Origin of the sequence: Nostoc sp. KVJ3 (genome assembly GCF_026127265.1) — a bacterium.
GTDB lineage: Bacteria > Cyanobacteriota > Cyanobacteriia > Cyanobacteriales > Nostocaceae > Nostoc.
The window spans coordinates 3,337,501-3,355,755 of the sequence record NZ_WWFG01000001.1; the positions used below are offsets into that span (position 1 = coordinate 3,337,501).

Annotated in this window: 10 protein-coding genes, 3 tRNA genes, 1 rRNA gene and 1 pseudogene (1 of these 15 only partly in view); 7 read left to right on the forward strand and 8 right to left on the reverse strand. The window is 43.4% G+C overall.

The genetic code is table 11. From position 1 onward, the window contains the following. The 3 genes from GTQ43_RS13145 to GTQ43_RS13155 form a co-directional block, all read right to left on the reverse strand. Positions 1–14, reverse strand: a tRNA-Ala gene (locus tag GTQ43_RS13145) (it extends 59 nt beyond the left edge of the window). Between the two features lie 95 nt (positions 15–109). Next, positions 110–183 (reverse strand) — tRNA-Ile (locus GTQ43_RS13150). A 134-nt stretch (positions 184–317) separates the two neighbouring features. Further along, positions 318–1,808: ribosomal RNA gene (locus GTQ43_RS13155) — 16S ribosomal RNA — on the reverse strand. A 307-nt stretch (positions 1,809–2,115) separates the two neighbouring features. On the opposite strand from GTQ43_RS13155, the gene nadC reads away from it, so the two are divergent. The 3 genes from nadC to GTQ43_RS13170 all read left to right on the forward strand — a co-directional run bounded on the left by nadC (position 2,116) and on the right by GTQ43_RS13170 (position 6,603). After that, the gene (nadC, locus tag GTQ43_RS13160; protein WP_265273052.1) at positions 2,116–2,982 is read left to right on the forward strand and encodes a carboxylating nicotinate-nucleotide diphosphorylase; all 867 of its coding nucleotides are present in this window, start codon (positions 2,116–2,118) and stop codon (positions 2,980–2,982) included. A 573-nt stretch (positions 2,983–3,555) separates the two neighbouring features. After that, positions 3,556–4,479 carry a DMT family transporter gene (locus GTQ43_RS13165; RefSeq protein WP_265273053.1) on the forward strand — a complete coding sequence of 308 codons (924 nt, stop codon included), beginning with the start codon at positions 3,556–3,558 and terminating at the stop codon, positions 4,477–4,479. A gap of 408 nt (positions 4,480–4,887) precedes the next feature. Next, positions 4,888–6,603: an alpha/beta hydrolase gene (locus GTQ43_RS13170; protein ID WP_265273054.1), complete on the forward strand. Its 1,716-nt coding sequence runs from the start codon at positions 4,888–4,890 to the stop codon at positions 6,601–6,603. A 202-nt stretch (positions 6,604–6,805) separates the two neighbouring features. Here the strand turns inward: GTQ43_RS13170 and GTQ43_RS13175 are convergent. The 3 genes and pseudogenes from GTQ43_RS13175 to GTQ43_RS13185 form a co-directional block, all read right to left on the reverse strand. Continuing rightward, a pseudogene (locus tag GTQ43_RS13175) lies at positions 6,806–6,937 on the reverse strand (Uma2 family endonuclease); the annotation flags it as partial. 56 nt (positions 6,938–6,993) lie between these two features. Next, positions 6,994–9,219, reverse strand: coding sequence for an FdhF/YdeP family oxidoreductase (locus GTQ43_RS13180; protein ID WP_265273055.1), 2,226 nt, complete (start codon positions 9,217–9,219; stop codon positions 6,994–6,996). 97 nt (positions 9,220–9,316) lie between these two features. Then, positions 9,317–9,625, reverse strand: a complete 309-nt coding sequence (locus GTQ43_RS13185; RefSeq protein WP_265273056.1) for a hypothetical protein — start codon at positions 9,623–9,625, stop codon at positions 9,317–9,319. A gap of 120 nt (positions 9,626–9,745) precedes the next feature. Here GTQ43_RS13185 and GTQ43_RS13190 point away from each other — a divergent pair, with 120 nt between their 5' ends. From GTQ43_RS13190 to GTQ43_RS13200, 3 genes are all read left to right on the forward strand, one after another. Then, a complete protein-coding gene (locus GTQ43_RS13190) occupies positions 9,746–10,156 on the forward strand; it encodes a hypothetical protein (RefSeq protein ID WP_265273057.1) in 411 nt (136 codons plus the stop codon). Positions 10,157–10,214: 58 nt separating this feature from the next. Continuing rightward, a tRNA-Cys gene (locus GTQ43_RS13195) sits at positions 10,215–10,285 on the forward strand. A 330-nt stretch (positions 10,286–10,615) separates the two neighbouring features. Then, complete coding sequence (locus tag GTQ43_RS13200; RefSeq protein ID WP_265273058.1) at positions 10,616–11,065, forward strand: hypothetical protein; 450 nt, start codon at positions 10,616–10,618, stop codon at positions 11,063–11,065. Between the two features lie 154 nt (positions 11,066–11,219). Here the strand turns inward: GTQ43_RS13200 and psaB are convergent, their stop codons facing one another. Beyond that, on the reverse strand, positions 11,220–13,445 hold the full coding sequence (gene psaB, locus GTQ43_RS13205) for a photosystem I core protein PsaB (RefSeq protein WP_265273059.1): 2,226 nt from the start codon (positions 13,443–13,445) through the stop codon (positions 11,220–11,222). Positions 13,446–13,565: 120 nt separating this feature from the next. Further along, on the reverse strand, positions 13,566–15,824 hold the full coding sequence (psaA, locus tag GTQ43_RS13210) for a photosystem I core protein PsaA (RefSeq protein WP_265273060.1): 2,259 nt from the start codon (positions 15,822–15,824) through the stop codon (positions 13,566–13,568). 538 nt (positions 15,825–16,362) lie between these two features. Between psaA and GTQ43_RS13215 the strand changes: the two genes are divergently transcribed. Next, the gene (locus GTQ43_RS13215) at positions 16,363–17,967 is read left to right on the forward strand and encodes a hypothetical protein (RefSeq protein ID WP_265273753.1); all 1,605 of its coding nucleotides are present in this window, start codon (positions 16,363–16,365) and stop codon (positions 17,965–17,967) included. The last annotated feature ends 288 nt before the right edge of the window (positions 17,968–18,255 follow it).

The following is an 18,255-nucleotide window of genomic DNA, read 5'->3' on the forward strand; positions in this document are numbered from 1 at the left end:
TGAGCTAAACCCCCATCAATTAATTAAAAATTAAAAATTGAGAATTAAAAATTTATTGAAGTTATCTTAAATTTTTAGTTTGTAATTTTACATTTTTAATTGATTCAGGTGGGCCATCCTGGACTCGAACCAGGGACCTCACCCTTATCAGGGGTGCGCTCTAACCACCTGAGCTAATAGCCCATATCGAACCAAATCATAGTTTGAAAGCTTTCAAAATACATGATGCAAATGTCTACGACCGACCTAGGTTAGACCAACTTACGTTCTATATAGCTGTATGCTTTTCGAGCTGTAAGGGGTGTAGGTCTCCCTAAAAAGGAGGTGATCCAGCCACACCTTCCGGTACGGCTACCTTGTTACGACTTCACCCCAGTCACCAGTCCTGCCTTAGGCATCCTCCTCCACGAATGGTTGGAGTAATGACTTCGGGCACTACCAGCTTCCATGGTGTGACGGGCGGTGTGTACAAGGCCCGGGAACGAATTCACTGCAGTATGCTGACCTGCAATTACTAGCGATTCCTCCTTCACGCAGGCGAGTTGCAGCCTGCGATCTGAACTGAGCTCCGGTTTACGGGATTTGCTTGCATTCGCATGCTTGCTGCCCTCTGTCCGGAGCATTGTAGTACGTGTGTAGCCCAAGGCGTAAGGGGCATGCTGACTTGACGTCATCCCCACCTTCCTCCGGTTTGTCACCGGCAGTCTCTCTAGAGTGCCCAACTTAATGCTGGCAACTAAAAACGAGGGTTGCGCTCGTTGCGGGACTTAACCCAACATCTCACGACACGAGCTGACGACAGCCATGCACCACCTGTGTTCGCGCTCCCGAAGGCACTCTTCCCTTTCAAGAAGATTCGCGACATGTCAAGCCTTGGTAAGGTTCTTCGCGTTGCATCGAATTAAACCACATACTCCACCGCTTGTGCGGGCCCCCGTCAATTCCTTTGAGTTTCACCGTTGCCGGCGTACTCCCCAGGCGGGATACTTAACGCGTTAGCTACGGCACGGCTCGGGTCGATACAAGCCACGCCTAGTATCCATCGTTTACGGCTAGGACTACTGGGGTATCTAATCCCATTCGCTCCCCTAGCTTTCGTCCCTCAGTGTCAGTTACGGCCTAGCAGAGCGCCTTCGCCACCGGTGTTCTTCCTGATCTCTACGCATTTCACCGCTACACCAGGAATTCCCTCTGCCCCGAACGTACTCTAGCTATGTAGTTTCCACTGCTCTTATCTAGTTGAGCTAGACTCTTTAACAGCAGACTTACATTGCCACCTGCGGACGCTTTACGCCCAATCATTCCGGATAACGCTTGCATCCTCCGTATTACCGCGGCTGCTGGCACGGAGTTAGCCGATGCTTATTCCTCAAGTACCGTCATTTTGTTCTTCCCTGAGAAAAGAGGTTTACGACCCAAGAGCCTTCCTCCCTCACGCGGTATTGCTCCGTCAGGCTTTCGCCCATTGCGGAAAATTCCCCACTGCTGCCTCCCGTAGGAGTCTGGGCCGTGTCTCAGTCCCAGTGTGGCTGATCGTCCTCTCAGACCAGCTACTGATCGTCGCCTTGGGAGTCCATTACACTTCCAACTAGCTAATCAGACGCGAGCTCATCTCTAGGCAGTTAACCTTTCACCAATTAAGGCACATCCGGTATTAGCCACCGTTTCCAGTGGTTGTCCCAGACCTAGAGCCAGATTCTCACGCGTTACTCACCCGTCCGCCACTGTGCCCGAAAGCACCGTTCGACTTGCATGTGTTAAGCATACCGCCAGCGTTCATCCTGAGCCAGGATCAAACTCTCCGTTTTGAAGCGTTTGTAAGCTCAATAGCTGCTCTTTTTTAACTTCAGCTTAGTTATCTTTATTTTCTTGACGCAACACACTTGCTGTATAATTGCTTTCAAACTATAATGTTTTCAAGGTTCGGTATCCCACAAAGCGGCGCTTTTCAACGCTCCGCTTCAGGCACTTATTCAATATACCGAACACAACTCCTCATGTCAACTATTTTTCCAAATTTCTTTTGGGAAGAATTTTCTATCGCTATCAAAACCTTTGTGGGTAAGACTTTTAAGCTATATTATTCCTGGTAGTCATTTAGAAAACAATAAATTTGTGAGCAGTTATGCTGTTTTACCGCCTTGGCTGGTTTTAGATCCAATCTTGCGCGGCTGCTTGTTGGAGGATATTGGTAGGGGAGATCGCACAACAAGTGCGCTATTAGTAGAAGATGTGACGCTAGGTAAGGCTTTATGGATAGCTAAAGCTTCAGGAATAATTGCTGGTTTACCAGTTGCAGCTAGGGTATTTCAAATTTTGAATGAAAAAGTCAGCTTTGTGGCGGTTGCGGCTGAAGGTACATGGTGTGAGCCGGGACAGGTGGTAGCTGAAATTCATGGTTCGCTAGATGCGCTACTGATGGGGGAACGAGTTGCTCTGAATTTAGCTATGCACTTGAGTGGGATTGCTACGCTCACTAATATATATATAGAGAAAATTGCTGATTTACCTGCTCAGTTGGTGGATACGCGCAAAACTACACCAGGGCTGAGACTATTGGAAAAGTACGCGACTGCTTTGGGTGGGGCGATTAATCACCGTATGGGGTTGGATGATGCGGTGATGATTAAGGATAATCACATTGCTGCGGCTGGGGGAATTGGAGAAGCTGTTACCCGTATTCGTTCTCGGATTCCTTATCCTTTGACTATAGAGGTAGAGACAGAAAGTTTAGAGCAGGTGAAAGAAGCTTTGCAGCACAATGCTGACATTATTATGTTGGACAATATGCCTGTGGATATGATGCGTGAGGCGATGCAGTTGATTCGCCAGCACGATAGCCGGGTGAAAATTGAAGCTTCGGGGAATGTTACTTTAGAGACGATTCGCGGTATAGCAGAGACAGGTGTTGACTATATTTCTAGCAGTGCCCCGATTACTCAGTCGAAGTGGTTGGATTTGAGTATGAGGATTGTACTTTAGATAAAAAAGGTAAATTATTTTAATACAAAGTTGATATAGTGTTACATTTTTTAAGGATAAAATTTTACTAAATATAATCTATAAATACTATTTGAAGTGCGGAATGTGAGAGAAGAATATCAAGCTATATTCTGAATTTATTTCTTAAACTTAGCATCATCGAATTTACTCATAATTATCAAGAGGCAGTCAAGAGTCACTAATTTCTTTAGACCTCTAAGGTTTGAGAATCAGTGGACAATTTTAATTTGTTAGAAGCTACTGGTATAATTAAATTCTCAATTTATTTTCCCTTATGAATGGAACAATTATCCATCACTACACAAGCACCTTCCCAAAGCTGCGGGACTAAGTGTTGGGAAATAAAAGCTTCAACTGTAATCCTGTCAGTGGGGACTACAAGACTGTATTTACAAATTTTGCCTTTCAATGTTTGAGTTTATTTAGCGATTACAAATTTAATTGACCCAATTAGGGCGGGCAAGATGCTTACCTCCCAAGGGTTTAATTTAATAAGATTATCAATTGAGATGTTTTTCAGTTTATCAGCCCTACTTTGAGTAGGATATTTAAATGTCACTACATCAAAGTTCTGGTCGCTGGCGCTTAGGGCTAGGGTTATCGCTATTGACGGTTTTATTGTGGGGAATTTTACCTCTTGCTCTGTCGGTAACTCTGCAAGTGCTTGATGTCTATACTGTCATTTGGTTTCGCTTTTTAGTATCATTTGTACTAATTTCTATATATTTAGGAATACGTGGTAACTTACCAAAGTTAGAACAGCTGCACTCTGCTTCATGGAAATTATTAGCGATCGCTACACTATTTTTAGGGATTAATTATTTTCTGTTCATGCAAGGTTTAGCACTTACATCACCTGCTAACGCTGAAGTTCTGATTCAATTATCTACCCTTTTATTAGGTTTCGGAGGGTTAGTCATTTTTAAAGAACGTTATCGGCTGTATCAATGGATTGGTGTGAGTGTAATGATTTGTGGTTATGTTTTATTTTTTGGCGAACAACTAACAAATTTAATTACAGTGCATGGCACATATCTACTAGGTAGTTTTTTGATTATGCTAGGAGCAACGGCATGGGCAATTTATGCTTTGGTACAAAAGCAGTTATTACAATCTTTATCTTCCTCCAGCATCATGCTGATTATTTACGGGGGTTGTGCTTTATTATTCACTCCTCTAGCCAGAGTAAAATCACTTTTTACACTCGATCTATTTCATTTAGGAATGTTGATTTTTTGTGCTTTGAATACTTTAATTGCTTATGGTGCTTTTGCCGAATCATTAGAACATTTGGAAGCATCACGAGTGAGTGCAGTAATAGCTTTAGCTCCCATTTTGACGTTAATATCAGTTGCAGTTGTATCAGTTATTGCACCTGATTGGATACCATCAGAAAACTTCAGTTTTATCGCAATATTAGGAGCGGGTTTAGTAGTCATAGGTTCAGTAGCGATCGCACTGGGAAAAGCTGATTAATAGTCAAGATTCTCAGGATTTATACTGGGTTTTAATCTCGTGAATTTGGGCGATATTCAAAGCTACAATATAAATACTGAGGCAGAGAATTTTTTATTTGTTATGATTTGATAGTGAAGGCAAACTACGGAATCAGCCTCTTGCAAGATAGATACTTTAACTATCTATGTGACTCTGTAGTATTTCATTATTGACCTGATAGCCAAGAGAACAATCCTTGAAGAAGAATTCAAAAATCAGAATGGGCTAAACGCTCCGCTATCTCTAACAGTAGTCAGAATTAATTACTGAAAGATTCTAATTTCTGACTCCTAAATTCTGTTTTGACATTAAGTAAACCAAGCAGGGTGTCCGAATAACTACCAAAGCCAACACCTGATCAAACCAGACCACCGAAACAGTTGAGCGATGAATAGTTTATTTGGTAATTGGGCCAGCAGCCTCAGAAAAAATTCCCTATTGCTGGTTCTTTCAACACTGCTACCAACGATGGGAATGAGTAATTCTGTCTTGGCAGCAGAGCGGATTTATGCATCTTATTCAGCTTTAGAGCTTTCCATTTCAGTTAACACTTTAGAAAATTATGTTAAAACAGGTGTAATTAAAGAAGATTTAGCAGCATATCAGCAATATTTGCCTCTACAACAGCTTCCAGAATTGCGGCGGATTTTACTTGAACGAGTGAAAGTTAGTCCAGTAGTCCTTTCGCAACTTCTCTACACACCGCAAGGAGAATTTTTACTGCATCGGTTGGCGCAAGTCATTATCAATAAATCTTCTCAACCAGAACCAAGATTTAGTGCTTTGCGTTCGGCGCTAATTTCCGCCTCTGGTGAATCGGGAGGCTTGACACTTTTGAATGTGTTGCGTAAGTATCCAAGCAGTAGCATTCGCCTTGATGTCGCCGAGACTTTGGTAATAGCTACGGAATTGGAGAAACTTGTTAATCAAACCCATAGTGCGATCACAGCAGTTTCTCAAGAGTCTAAAATAGAAGCTGCTACCATTTCACAACCAAATTTCTCGCAATTGCCCGATTTAAAGGTTCCGGGAAAGTTTAAATCGCAAAAATACACCCTAAAATTTTTCGACTCAACACGCAATCGGCTTTTATTAACTGATGTTTACATTCCCAATGTCCATAATGCTACACCAGTAATTGTGATTTCTCACGGTTTGGGTTTAGATAGCAGCAACTTTCAATATTTAGCCACTCACCTAGCTTCCTATGGATTTGCCGTTGTTGTTCCCAATCATCCTGGTAGTGATGCTAAACAATTGCGTTCTCTGCTAAAGGGACACGCCAATGAAATCGCAGAACCAGGTGAATTTAAAGACCGACCAATGGACATAACATATATATTGAATCAATTGGAAAAAGGTAATCAATCTGATTCACGGTTTAAAGGTCACTTAAATCTGCAACAAGTCGGAGTATTTGGTCAATCTTTGGGGGGCTACACAGCCTTAGCCTTAGCAGGTGCTAAAATCAACTTTGAGCAGCTAAAACAAGACTGTCAACCAGCAGCACTACAAAAAACCTGGAATATGTCTTTACTGCTCCAGTGTCGCGCTTTAGAATTGAACATCAGCAAGTCTGGCAAGGATTATAACCTGTGGGATGAAAGAGTGAAAGCTGCGATCGCAGTTAATCCCATCACTAGTTCTATTTTCGGCAAAGCTGGCTTAAGTCAAATTAAAACTCCGGTGATGATTGTCAGCAGTAGTGATGATACTGTTGCACCAGCTTTATCTGAGCAAATTCTACCTTTCTCCTGGTTTGCGAATTCACAAAAGTATCTTGTCATGCTTGTAGGTGGTACTCACTTTTCTACTATTGGTAATGGTAATCCTGCAAATCAACAAGTAGCATTACCTGCCGATATGATTGGTGATGCTTCCCAAGCGCGTCGTTACATGAATGTTTTAAGTTTACCTTTCTTCCAAACATACATTGCCGGAAGACCACAATACACGCCCTACCTGAACGCCGCCTACACTCAAAGCATTTCTAGTAAGTCTCTGGGCTTAAGTCTTGTCAAGTCATTGAATACAACCGAATTAGCACAATTACTAGATATAAAAGGAGCGAAAATCGTAAAAAAAAAGTTCCCAACACCATAGTCAGCTTCGGATTTTGGATGTTGGATATTGGTGTTGCATTGCTGCATGTGATGATTTTTATTTGATTTTGTACAGACGTAATTAATTGCGTCTGTAAAATCCGACTTTTCAGATCATATAGAAAAACTCACGAAGAACCTAACCCCTAATACCATTTCACGTTAATAGTGGTACAGATGTCGTTGTGGTCTCGCCATTATCAATCAAGGCATTTTATCAATAGCAACATTTGCTGCAAATGTAGGTATGTTTCCAATGGTGGTTCGTTACTTTCTAAATCCCCTGGTGGAAATATTACATCTTCTAGGGTTTCAAAATCTTTGGCGATGGACATGGCTGCAAATTTTGAGGTGATATTAAGTTGAGCATAGCAGGGGGAAAGCGGTAATATTAGGTTTGTTTCTCTAACCGTGCGATCGCATTATAATCAGGTACACCTTCAAGCGATCGCTTACTTTTATCTAGTAGCACATTCCCTTCTGGCCAATGTACTTGCAAGTTTCCTGACTGAATCGGCGCAATATAAACTTGACATAACAACTCGCCCAAATCATTTTTGAGAATTACCTTATCCCCATCTTTTAAACCCAACTGTGCCGCATCAGCAGCATTAATTAACACCGCCTCTCGCACCGCCCCAGTAATTGCATCTTTGCGTTCCTGCACCATACTATTAAATTGCTTCCCTCGACGCGTTGCTACTAAGAAATAACCTTCTGGTAATTCCCTTTGGCGGGGCAATAATACTCCAAAGTGGGCTTTACCATCTGCTGTTGGAAAATTCCAACCAAAGCATAAATGTGATCCACCATACTGAAATTGATCGCCAGCTTGCTGTAAGTGTTGAATACCTGCATATTGGGGGACAACTTGAGCAATTTCTTGACGGATAGCAGATGTGTCTGCAAAAGTCAGCTTATCTGCCAAATCTGGTTTTACACGCCTTGCCAATTCTAGAAACACTTCCCACTCTGGACGCGCTTCGCCAATCCGCGGCCCGGGAATTTCTGGACTGAAAATTATCCGCCGTTCAGTGTTAGTTTCCGTCACTCCCCCTGGAATTTCGTAGCGAGTTGTCGCAGGTAAAAGCACCACAGTATCAGCAGGTTCCACTAACATTTGGCTAGAGAGAACAATATCCGTATGTACCCGCAACGGTATTTTCTTTAGCGCCGCTTCTACATAATCCGGTTCTGGCAGCACTTCTAAAAAATTCCCGCCCACAGAAAACAACACATCTAAATTCCCCTGATGTGCAGCATTAATCATTTCTGGAGCAATTAAACCTTTACTTGCTGGCACTTCAAAGCCCCAATCCTGACTCAATTGGGCAGCATTTTCTGGGGTGATAGGTTTACTACCAGGAAATACTGTCGCGTAACATCCCATCTCTGCACCCCCCTGTACCCCAGAATGACCGCGAATCGGCATTAAACCACAACCTTCCCGACCGACAAAACCCTTGGTGAGAGCTAAGTTGATGATACTTCGGACATTATCTTCACCGCATTCATGCTGAGTAATGCCCATACTCCAAACAAATACCGCTTTATTAGCTTCTTTGACCATTTTGGCAAAAGCGTACATTTCCTCGCAGGATGTGCCAGAAAGCCGCTCTAATTTTTCCCAAGATTGGCTTTCTAAAGATGTTTTGAGTTCAGCAAAGCCAACTGTGTGTAAATCTATAAATGACTGGTCTACCCAGTTATTAGCAATTATATGTTTAATCGTGCCATTCAAAAATGCTATATCCCCGCCCATGTTGATTAAGAAGAAGTCTTCGGCAAACTTTGTACCGAAAACAGCACTTTCCACAATTGAGGGAACCCAGTAGCGCTGCATTCCTGGCTCGCGGTAAGTATTAATAACTACAATCTTTGTGCCAGCTTTCTTAGCATAATGGAGATACTTAACGGTGACGGGCTGATTATTAGCAACGTTAGAACCAATGAAGACTAATAAATCAGTTCCAATCCAGTCTTTATAAGAACAGGTGGTAGCCGCAGCACCGATAGCAGCTTTTAGTCCTGCCGTACTGGGAGAATGGCAAATACGGGCAGCGTTATCAATGTTATTGCTTCCCATTGCTCGGACTGCTTTTTGGGTAGCATAATAAGTTTCGTTGACGGTACCGCGACTGGTAATATAAAAACTGAGGCGGTCTGGTGTAGTAGAGCGGATGCGATCGCTAATTACCCCTAAAGCTTCACCCCAACTAACACGGCGAAAGCCTTTTTCCCCTCGTTGACGCATCATAGGATAAGGAAGCCGTCCCAAGTCTCGTAATTGGGAGCTTTTTTGCTTTTGTAACAGCGAAACATCCTCTAATAACACAGGGTCAAAAGCTGGCATAGTATTCATTTGCAACAGCCGCAACCGGACATTGCAGAGATGGATGCCTTCTATTGTCCAATCCTTCATGCCGGTTGTTCCGAGAGCGCAACCATCACAGACACCCTTATCGAGAATATTCCACGCATAAGGGAGTTGGTCACGAGATAGCCAAATTGCCCGAAAAACCTCCCAATAATTATTGGGATACTGTTCGCCAATGCCGAAAGGCTTCCAACTTGCCCAGTGCTGGGGTGTCCAGTGCTTTTTGGGTTTAGGTAACATAACGCAGTGTGTGAGTTGCTGGATTATTTAAGGCTACCGTTTTAACTAGCATTTAAGTAGCACGAGGTTAAAAATCCAGAAAAAAGATAAAGCTTCTCTACGAGCTAACAAAATCTTTGTGTGCAGCAACAAGCATCTGAGCTTGTCTTAAAACGTTTCCGAATAAATAAATAGGAATTTGCCAAGCTGCAACAGTAACTTCTTTGACTAGATCCTGTACACTAATAGCTATTAATTCATGCTCTGTCGGCTCTCCTTCAACTGCGCCAGACCAAGTAAAAGCTAATAAGAAATCATCATCTCCAGGCAAGGATGCAATCAGGCATTCTTCTGGTGTTGGTTGGCAAATAATCCCATATTCATTTGCAAGTTCTACTAATCTTTGAAAGTTGTTTACGTTCGTCATTTGTCCTTTGGATGTAATTGAATCTCAGTTTGGCAAGGAATTATATTTTGTATACCCAAAACTAAAATTATTTATTCTATATCATTAATTACGAATTATTAAGGAGTTATGGAAGTTGGAATGAAATCAGCCTTAAGTGCAAAATCTTACCGCGATCGCTTGGTTAGATCAGCAACAATTGCTACTATTTCAAAAAAATCTGAACTACCTACTTTTTCCGCTGACCCTATTTACATACACCCCACTTCCTTAATTCCTAATATTGATGTCCTAACCTCACCCAGACTGACGCAGTGCATTGAGAGAGAATTGTGTAGATGCCTAGCAGCTTGTCGTCAGACAATTTTGTTCATTTCATTTACTTGCTGCATTGCTAATTGCATAGCAATAGCACAGGCGATCGCTCGTTGGGAATCATTCTTTGCGACTAATTGGCGCACCGAATATCACAAAAATGCCATAAAACACCAAAAACATCTAGTTAACCCACTATCTCTACCTCACAATCTTGTGCTACTATTGTTAAACTAACGCTATTGGGTTCTTAAGCTACCAAGTAGTAAGCAAAAAGCCTCTATAGTATGGGAATGGCGGCATAGCCAAGTGGTAAGGCAGAGGTCTGCAAAACCTCCACCCCCGGTTCAAATCCGGGTGCCGCCTTTTTTGTTGTGCATTAACTAATTATTTGTCACTGTTAAGAGATTGTGTGTCACAACTACAAACAGACACACTATAACAATGGCAGATATCTGCCTTACCTTTCAACCCACCATAAATTTAGCAAAGCTTTAGCACAACTACTAAAACCTTAATATGTAAAAGCTTAATCAACTCAAACTCGATAGAAGCCAGTGGGTTTTACTGCTTTGTCTTATAAATAGCTATGTGTAAAATTATTTCATGCAGGACACATTTTTTACGAGTAAACAAGCGGCTGAAATAACACCAGTATAATTTTAAGCTAAATACAGAAACAGGGAAACCCAGCAAATGCCATTTTTATATCTGGAAAATAAAAATATGGATATAACGTTACCATATATTGAGGGTTTAACAGGTGCTTTAGAGTATGTTTATCGGCTAAGAACATGGTTAGGCAATGGTATTGATGTAGAAATGTGGTGGAAGTTCCCAACTGGAGAATGCTACTTTTTTCAAAGTTTGACAGGTGAAACAGCCGAAGAAAATCCTGTACCAAAGATTTGCAAAAAGACAGGTATCTTTGTAGATAAATTTGACCTCATGATTAAATGTTTAGTAGACAATGGCATCATGGAGCTAGAATCAGACACCGAACATGGAATAATGACTAATCATAATGAATTTTATTATGTGTTGCTGAAAGCCGGTTTCTCCAACTTTTTTCTGGCGATGTGCGGTCATCATCGTAATTCTAAATTTAAAAATATCGTTAACATACTTGTTGAAAATATTAAATAGAAAAACTATAAGATAAAAAATTAGCTCTGGTGTATAAAAATTAGCAGATAAAGTCATAAGCATAATAACAACCTTGAATTTACCGAGTTTAAAAAAAATCCCCTACCATTAGGTGGGGGATTTTTATTACTTATCTACAAAACTAGCAGCCGAATTAACCGAACTTACCAGCAGTAGAAGCAATCAAGAATGCTGCGTAAGTCACGATGTAGCCAACAGTGAAGTGAGCTAGACCAACTACACGAGCTTGAACAATAGACAGAGCCACGGGCTTGTCTTTCCAGCGAACTAGGTTAGCTAGAGGAGTGCGTTCGTGTGCCCAAACAAGGGTTTCAATCAACTCTTGCCAGTAACCTCTCCAGGAGATTAAGAACATGAAGCCAGTAGCCCAAACTAGGTGTCCAAATAAGAACATCCAAGCCCAGACAGACAGGTTATTCACGCCGTAAGGGTTGTAACCGTTAATCAACTGAGCAGAGTTAGCCCAGAGGTAATCGCGGAACCAGCCCATGAGATATGTAGAGTTCTCATTGAACTGAGCGACGTTGCCTTGCCAAACACCGAGATGTTTCCAATGCCAGTAGAAGGTCAACCAACCAATGGTGTTGAGCATCCAGAAGGTAGCGAGGTAGAAGGAATCCCATGCTGAGATGTCGCAAGTACCGCCACGACCGGGGCCGTCGCAAGGGAAGGCATAGCCGAAGTCCTTTTTATCGGGCATCAGCTTAGAACCACGGGCATCCAAAGCACCTTTGACTAAGATCAAGGTGGTGGTGTGCAGACCTAGAGCGATCGCATGGTGTACCAAGAAGTCGCCAGGGCCAATTGTCAAGAATAGTGAGTTAGTACCAGCATTAATGGCATCTAACCAGCCTGGAAGCCAAACGTTAGCGTAGTTAGGCCATGCTGTGTAAGCAATACTATCAGGGTTAGATAGCAATGTATCTAAACCGTACAATACCTTACCGTTTGCAGCTTGGACGAATTGAGCAAATACTGGCTCAATCAAGATTTGCTTTTCAGGAGTGCCGAAAGCAACTACTACGTCGTTGTGTACGTACAAACCAAGGGTGTGGAAGCCCAAGAAAAGGGATACCCAGCTAAGGTGGGAAATAATCGCTTCTTTGTGCTTCAGCACGCGGTCAAGTACGTTGCCTTTGTTTTGCTCTGGATCGTAATCACGTACCCAGAAGATTGCACCGTGAGCAAAAGCACCAAGCATCAAAAATCCAGCAATATACTGGTGATGGGTGTACAACGCTGCCTGAGTTGTGTAGTCCTTCGCAATGAATGCGTAGGAAGGCATGGAGTACATGTGCTGTGCTACCAAGGAGGTGACAACACCTAGCGCTGCTAAGTGCCAACCCAATTGGAAGTGCAAGGAGTTGTTGTAGGTGTCGTAAATACCTTGGTGAGGTAGGTTGAACGGACCTTCAACTGGAATACCAAAGAAACTCTTGGCATTCAATGCTTCTTTGAGACTGTGACCAATCCCAAAGTTTGTCCGGTACATGTGACCGGCAACGATGAATAAAACTGCGATCGCTAGGTGGTGGTGAGCAATGTCAGTCAGCCACAAAGCTTCTGTCTGAGGATGGAAACCACCCAAGAAAGTCAGAATTGCAGTTCCTGCACCTTGGGATGTACCAAATACATGTCCGGTGGTGTCAGGGTTTTGAGCGTAAACAGCCCAGTTGCCTGTAAAGAATGGTGTCAAACCGGCTGGGTGGGGTGGGGTATTCAGGAAGTTATCCCAACCTACGTGCTGACCGCGAGCTTCAGGGACAGCAACGTGAATTAAGTGACCAGCCCAAGCCAATGAACTAACACCAAACAAACCTGCTAAGTGGTGGTTTAGGCGATGTTCAGCGCTCTTAAACCATGCCAAGCTAGGACGGTACTTGGGTTGCAAGTGCAGCCAACCAGCAAACAATAATACAGCAGCGAATAACAGCAGGAAAACTGAACCGTTGTACAGTTCGCCGTTATTCCGCATACCGATGGTGTACCACCAATGGTAAAGACCAGAGTAGGTAATGTTTACCGGATTGCTAGCGCCCGCTTGGGTAAAAGCTTCGATCGCTGGTTTACCAAAGTGGGGGTCCCAAATCGCATGGGCGATGGGACGGATGTGAAGGGGATCTTTAATCCACTGTTCAAAGTTACCTTGCCAGGCTACGTGGAACAGGAGGCTGGATGCCCACAGGAAGATGATTGCCAAGTGACCGAAGTGAGTTGCGAAAATCTTTTGGTAAAGATTTTCTTCCGTCATGCCATCATGGGTTTCAAAATCGTTGCCTGTAGCGATCGCATACCATATCCGACGAGTCGTCGGATCCTGTGCGAGATCCTGGCTAAATTTTGGAAATTTTGTCGCCATAGGTTTAATAAATCCTCTGACCTTTAGCCATCAAATATCAGCGTCTAGAGTCCTGAGTTCTGAGTCCTGAGTTCTGAGTTTTGACTCAGCACTCAGTACTCAGTACTCAATAACTGATTGCTACCCTACTGAAAGGATGTGTGCATGGAAGAATGCCCAAGTTGTGGCAATTCCTCCCAAGAGGTAATGAGCTACCCCTACAGCCCGACCCTGAATAATGCTCAGAGCGCGAGGCTGGATTGCTGGAGCTACCTTCAGTTTGTTATGTGCCCAAACAATGGACTCAATCAATTCTTGCCAGTAGCCGCGACCACTGAACAGGAACATCAAGCTGAATGCCCAGACAAAGTGAGCGCCTAAGAAGAGTAGACCATAGGCAGATAGCGCGCTGCCATAGGAATTGATGACTTGTGTAGCTTGTGCCCACAAGAAGTCACGTAACCAACCGTTGATGGTAATAGCACTTTGGGCAAAGTTACCACCAGTGATGTGAGTCACGGTACCATCTGCATCTACGGTTCCCCAGACATCTGATTGCATCTTCCAGCTAAAGTGGAAAATTACAATTGATATCGAGTTGTACATCCAGAATAGTCCGAGGAATACGTGATCCCAACCAGACACTTGGCAAGTACCGCCACGACCAGGCCCGTCGCAAGGGAAGCGGAAGCCCAAGTTTGCTTTGTCTGGAATCAGACGAGAGCTACGGGCGTACAGCACACCTTTGAGCAGAATTAGAACGGTGACGTGAATGGTGAAGGCGTGAATGTGATGAATTAAGAAGTCGGCTGTGCCCAAAACAATGGGTGCAGCTGCCACTTTTCCGCCAACAGCCAAAATACCGCCGCCAAAGACATAGCTAACTGGTTCTAGGGCATTAGGTGCAGTTGTACCAGGAGCCAAGGCGTGGATATTTTGTATCCACTGGGCAAATACCGGCTGCAATTGAATCCCTGTATCAGAGAACAAGTCTTGAGGACGACCCAATGCGCGCATTGTGTCGTTGTGGATGTAAAGTCCAAAGCTATGGAAGCCAAGGAAAATAGACACCCAGTTCAGGTGAGAAATAATCGCGTCGCGGTGACGAATCACCCGATCCAGCACGTTGTTTTGGTTCACAACTGGATCGTAATCCCGCACCATGAAGATAGCAGCGTGAGCCGCTCCACCAACGATCAAGAAGCCACCGATCCACATATGGTGAGTGAATATGCACAACTGTGTAGCGTAATCAGTTGCCAAGTATGGATAGGGGGGCATCGCGTACATGTGATGCGCGATGATGATGGTCAGTGAACCCAAGAAGGCTAGGTTAGTAGCCAATTGAGCGTGCCAGGATGTGGTCAGGTTTTCGTAGAGACCTTTGTGACCTTCACCAGTGAAAGGACCTTTATGGTTTTCGAGGATCTCTTTAATGCTGTGACCAATACCCCAGTTGGTACGGTACTGATGACCAGCAACGATAAAGAGAACTGCGATCGCTAAGTGGTGATGCGCGATGTCAGTCATCCACAAGCCACCAGTTACTGGGTTCAGACCGCCCTTGAAGGTGAGGAAGTCAGCATACTGACCCCAGTTCAAGGTGAAGAAAGGTGCTAAACCAGCAGCAAAGCTGGGGTACAACTCGGTCAACAAGTCTTTGTTCAAGATGAACTCGTGGGGCAAGGGGATGTCTTTGAGAGCAACGCCTGCATCCAAAAGCTTGTTGGTCGGATTGGACACGTGGATTAAGTGACCTGCCCATCCCAAGGAACCACAACCTAGCAATACTTGCAAGTGGTGATTCAGCATGGACTCCACATTCTGGAACCATTCCAGTTTAGGAGCGCGTTTGTGGTAGTGGAACCAGCCGGCAAATAGGAATAAACCTGCTAATACCAACCCACCGATCGCAGTTACGTAAAGTTGGAAGGAGTTTGTAATCCCCCAACCACGCCATACTTGGAACAAACCGGAGGTGATTTGAATGCCGTGGAAACCACCGCCAACATCACCGTTTAAAATGTCTTGTCCGACAATGGGCCAAACGACTTGAGCGCTAGGCTTAACGTTTAACGGATCACTTAGCCAAGCTTCGTAGTTAGAAAACTTCGCGCCGTGGAAAATCATCCCGCTCAACCAAACCATCACTACGGCTAGGTGGCCGAAGTGGGCTGAGAATATCTTGCGGGATATGTCTTCTAAATCGCTTGTATGTGTATCGAAATCATGGGCGAGTGCGTGCAGGTTCCAAATCCATGTGGTGGTTTTGGGACCTCTGGCTAAGGATCTGTCAAAGTGTCCAGGTTTTGCCCATGCCTCGAATGAGGTTGGAACTGGATCGTTATCGACGATTACTCTTGCCTTTTTTTCCTCTCGCTCCGGAGGACTTATTGTCATTTGACCTCCTCTCTTGATAAGGAATGAGGAATCATGAATACCACAAAGTGAACCATTACCGCATACTCAGAATTTCACTGAAGCCGCGATGAAGACTCTATGTGGATAGTTGTTTCTCGTTGAATTATAGAGTCTTCACCTGCACTTTGTTGGAGATATTTTAACAATAATTCAAACTTGGTGGAATATTGCTGAAATTACCGTCTGATCTGCCTTTTAACTTCAAAGTATTTGTCTAAAAGTCAATAGATTGACCATTTTAATTTACAAAGAATAACAATTGGTAAGTTTTATGATTTTGCTGTATGCACTTGGCTTACAGCTTTTACTGCTATTACTTATGAACATTTGTGTCATATTTCCATCGTTGTAAGTAAAAAGCTGTAAAAAGTATGACTTGTTTTAAAATTTACTGAAATAGACAGAGGAAAGCTTAGGCAATGTGAGGTAGATTTCACCTTTTGGGCTATAGTTCCAGATGGACAGTTTGAGCGAAAATAATCTGTCAATTGTCGAAGACTATCACTGGGTGCAACGCATGAACTCGTGGCAGAAAAGGGTGTTAGAAAAGCTCCTCCCTGAGAGGTTCCCGATTCTCAGGTGGGTAATGACATTAGTGCTGGTATTAAGCTTGACCAGTTGCGGCGAGAAAGCCGATAGCCAGGAAGTATCTACTGGTTATAGAGAAAACTCTCCACAGATTTCTCAAATTTCAAAGCAATTTTCGGAAGTTTCCCCACCATCTGTTATCCAAGCACTGCGTCCAAGTTTGGAAGTTTATCAGCCACAAGTGACAATTGTGACTCCAAAGCCTGATGAGGTTTTCCAAGATAACAAAGTTACAGCCAGTTTTCAGGTTAAGGATTTACCAATATTTAAAGATCCACAATTACAACTGGGGCCATATCTCCATGTAATTCTGGATAATCAACCTTATATTCCTGTTTACGACCTGAATCAACCCTTGGTTTTGCCAGAGTTGTCTCCAGGTACTCATACTCTGCGCGTCTTTGCTTCTCGTCCTTGGCATGAAAGCTTTAAGAATGAAGGCGCTTATGCCCAAGCAACGTTTCACGTCTTTACCAAAACCGACGACAATAATCCAGATCCTAAGTCACCCTTGTTAACTTACAGTAATCCTCAAGGAAACTACGGGGCAGAGCCAATCTTGCTGGATTTTTATCTCACTAACGCTCCCCTACACCTCGTTGATAAGGAAAACACTAACGAAGGATTTAGTGATTGGCGCATCCGCGTCACTATTAATGGTGAAAGCTTTATTTTCGATCGCTGGCAAGCAGTCTATCTTAAAGGCTTCCAAACTGGTAAAAACTGGATAAAGCTAGAATTTCTCGATAATCAGGGAAATCCTCTCAAAAATGCCTTTAATACCACAGTTAGACTGATTGACTACCAGCCAAAGGGTAAAGATACATTGGCGAAAATTACCAGAGGAGAACTAACAGCAGATGAGGTACGAAGCATTGTAGACCAGAATTATAAACTCACACCTCTGCCTTCTATTGAAAAAACACCTCAAATACAACCAAAGGTAGAAAAACAGCCAATTCCTGAAACTGAGGTTCCGAAAGAATCGAAAACCCAACCAGAACAACCAAAGTTAGAAGTTCCAAAGGCTCTACCATCTCCTACCTTATCCCCGACACCATCAGAAATAATTACGCCAACGGTAATGCCGACTCCTGAATCAACGCCACTACCTGAAAAAGTTCCGCCTCAGCCAACTAAACCTAAAGTTGACGGATTTTTTAACCGTCAGGGTGGCAAGAAACCTACTCCATCAGTCACAGTTGAGCCATCTCCGAGTTTGCCACCCACGCTACCAGAGATTATTGAGTCTCCAGCACCAGAAATAATTACGCCAACACCAGAGGTACAGCCAGAGGTAAAACCAACTCTTGAATCAACGCCATTATCCGAAAAAGTTCCGCCTCAGTCAACAAAATCTAGATTGGGCGGATTTTTCCAGCGTCGAACGAGCAAGACACCTACTCCAGAAGTAACGGTTGCGCCATCTCCGAGTTTGCCACCCACGCTGCCAGAGATTATTGAGTCTCCTGCACCAGAACTACAGCCAGAGGTAACACCAACTGCTGAAGAATCAACGCCGTTACTTAAATAACACCTTGTGGGGCAATTCATGAATTGCCCCTACTTGAAATCAGGGTTTTGGCTAAATTTTTGTATAACGCTCTTTTATTACTCCGAAAAAATAAAATATTCGTAGGTTGGGTTGAACGAAGTAAAACCCAACAAAGCCAGAGATTGTTGGTGTTGGGTTTCGTTCCTCAACCCAACCTACGCCTAAATTCATCAAACTCTTTAAAAATAAGGGTGGATGATTTTTATCCGACGAGAGTCATAAAAGAGCGATAAGTACTACTAAAATAAACACTCTGAAGCAGAAAAA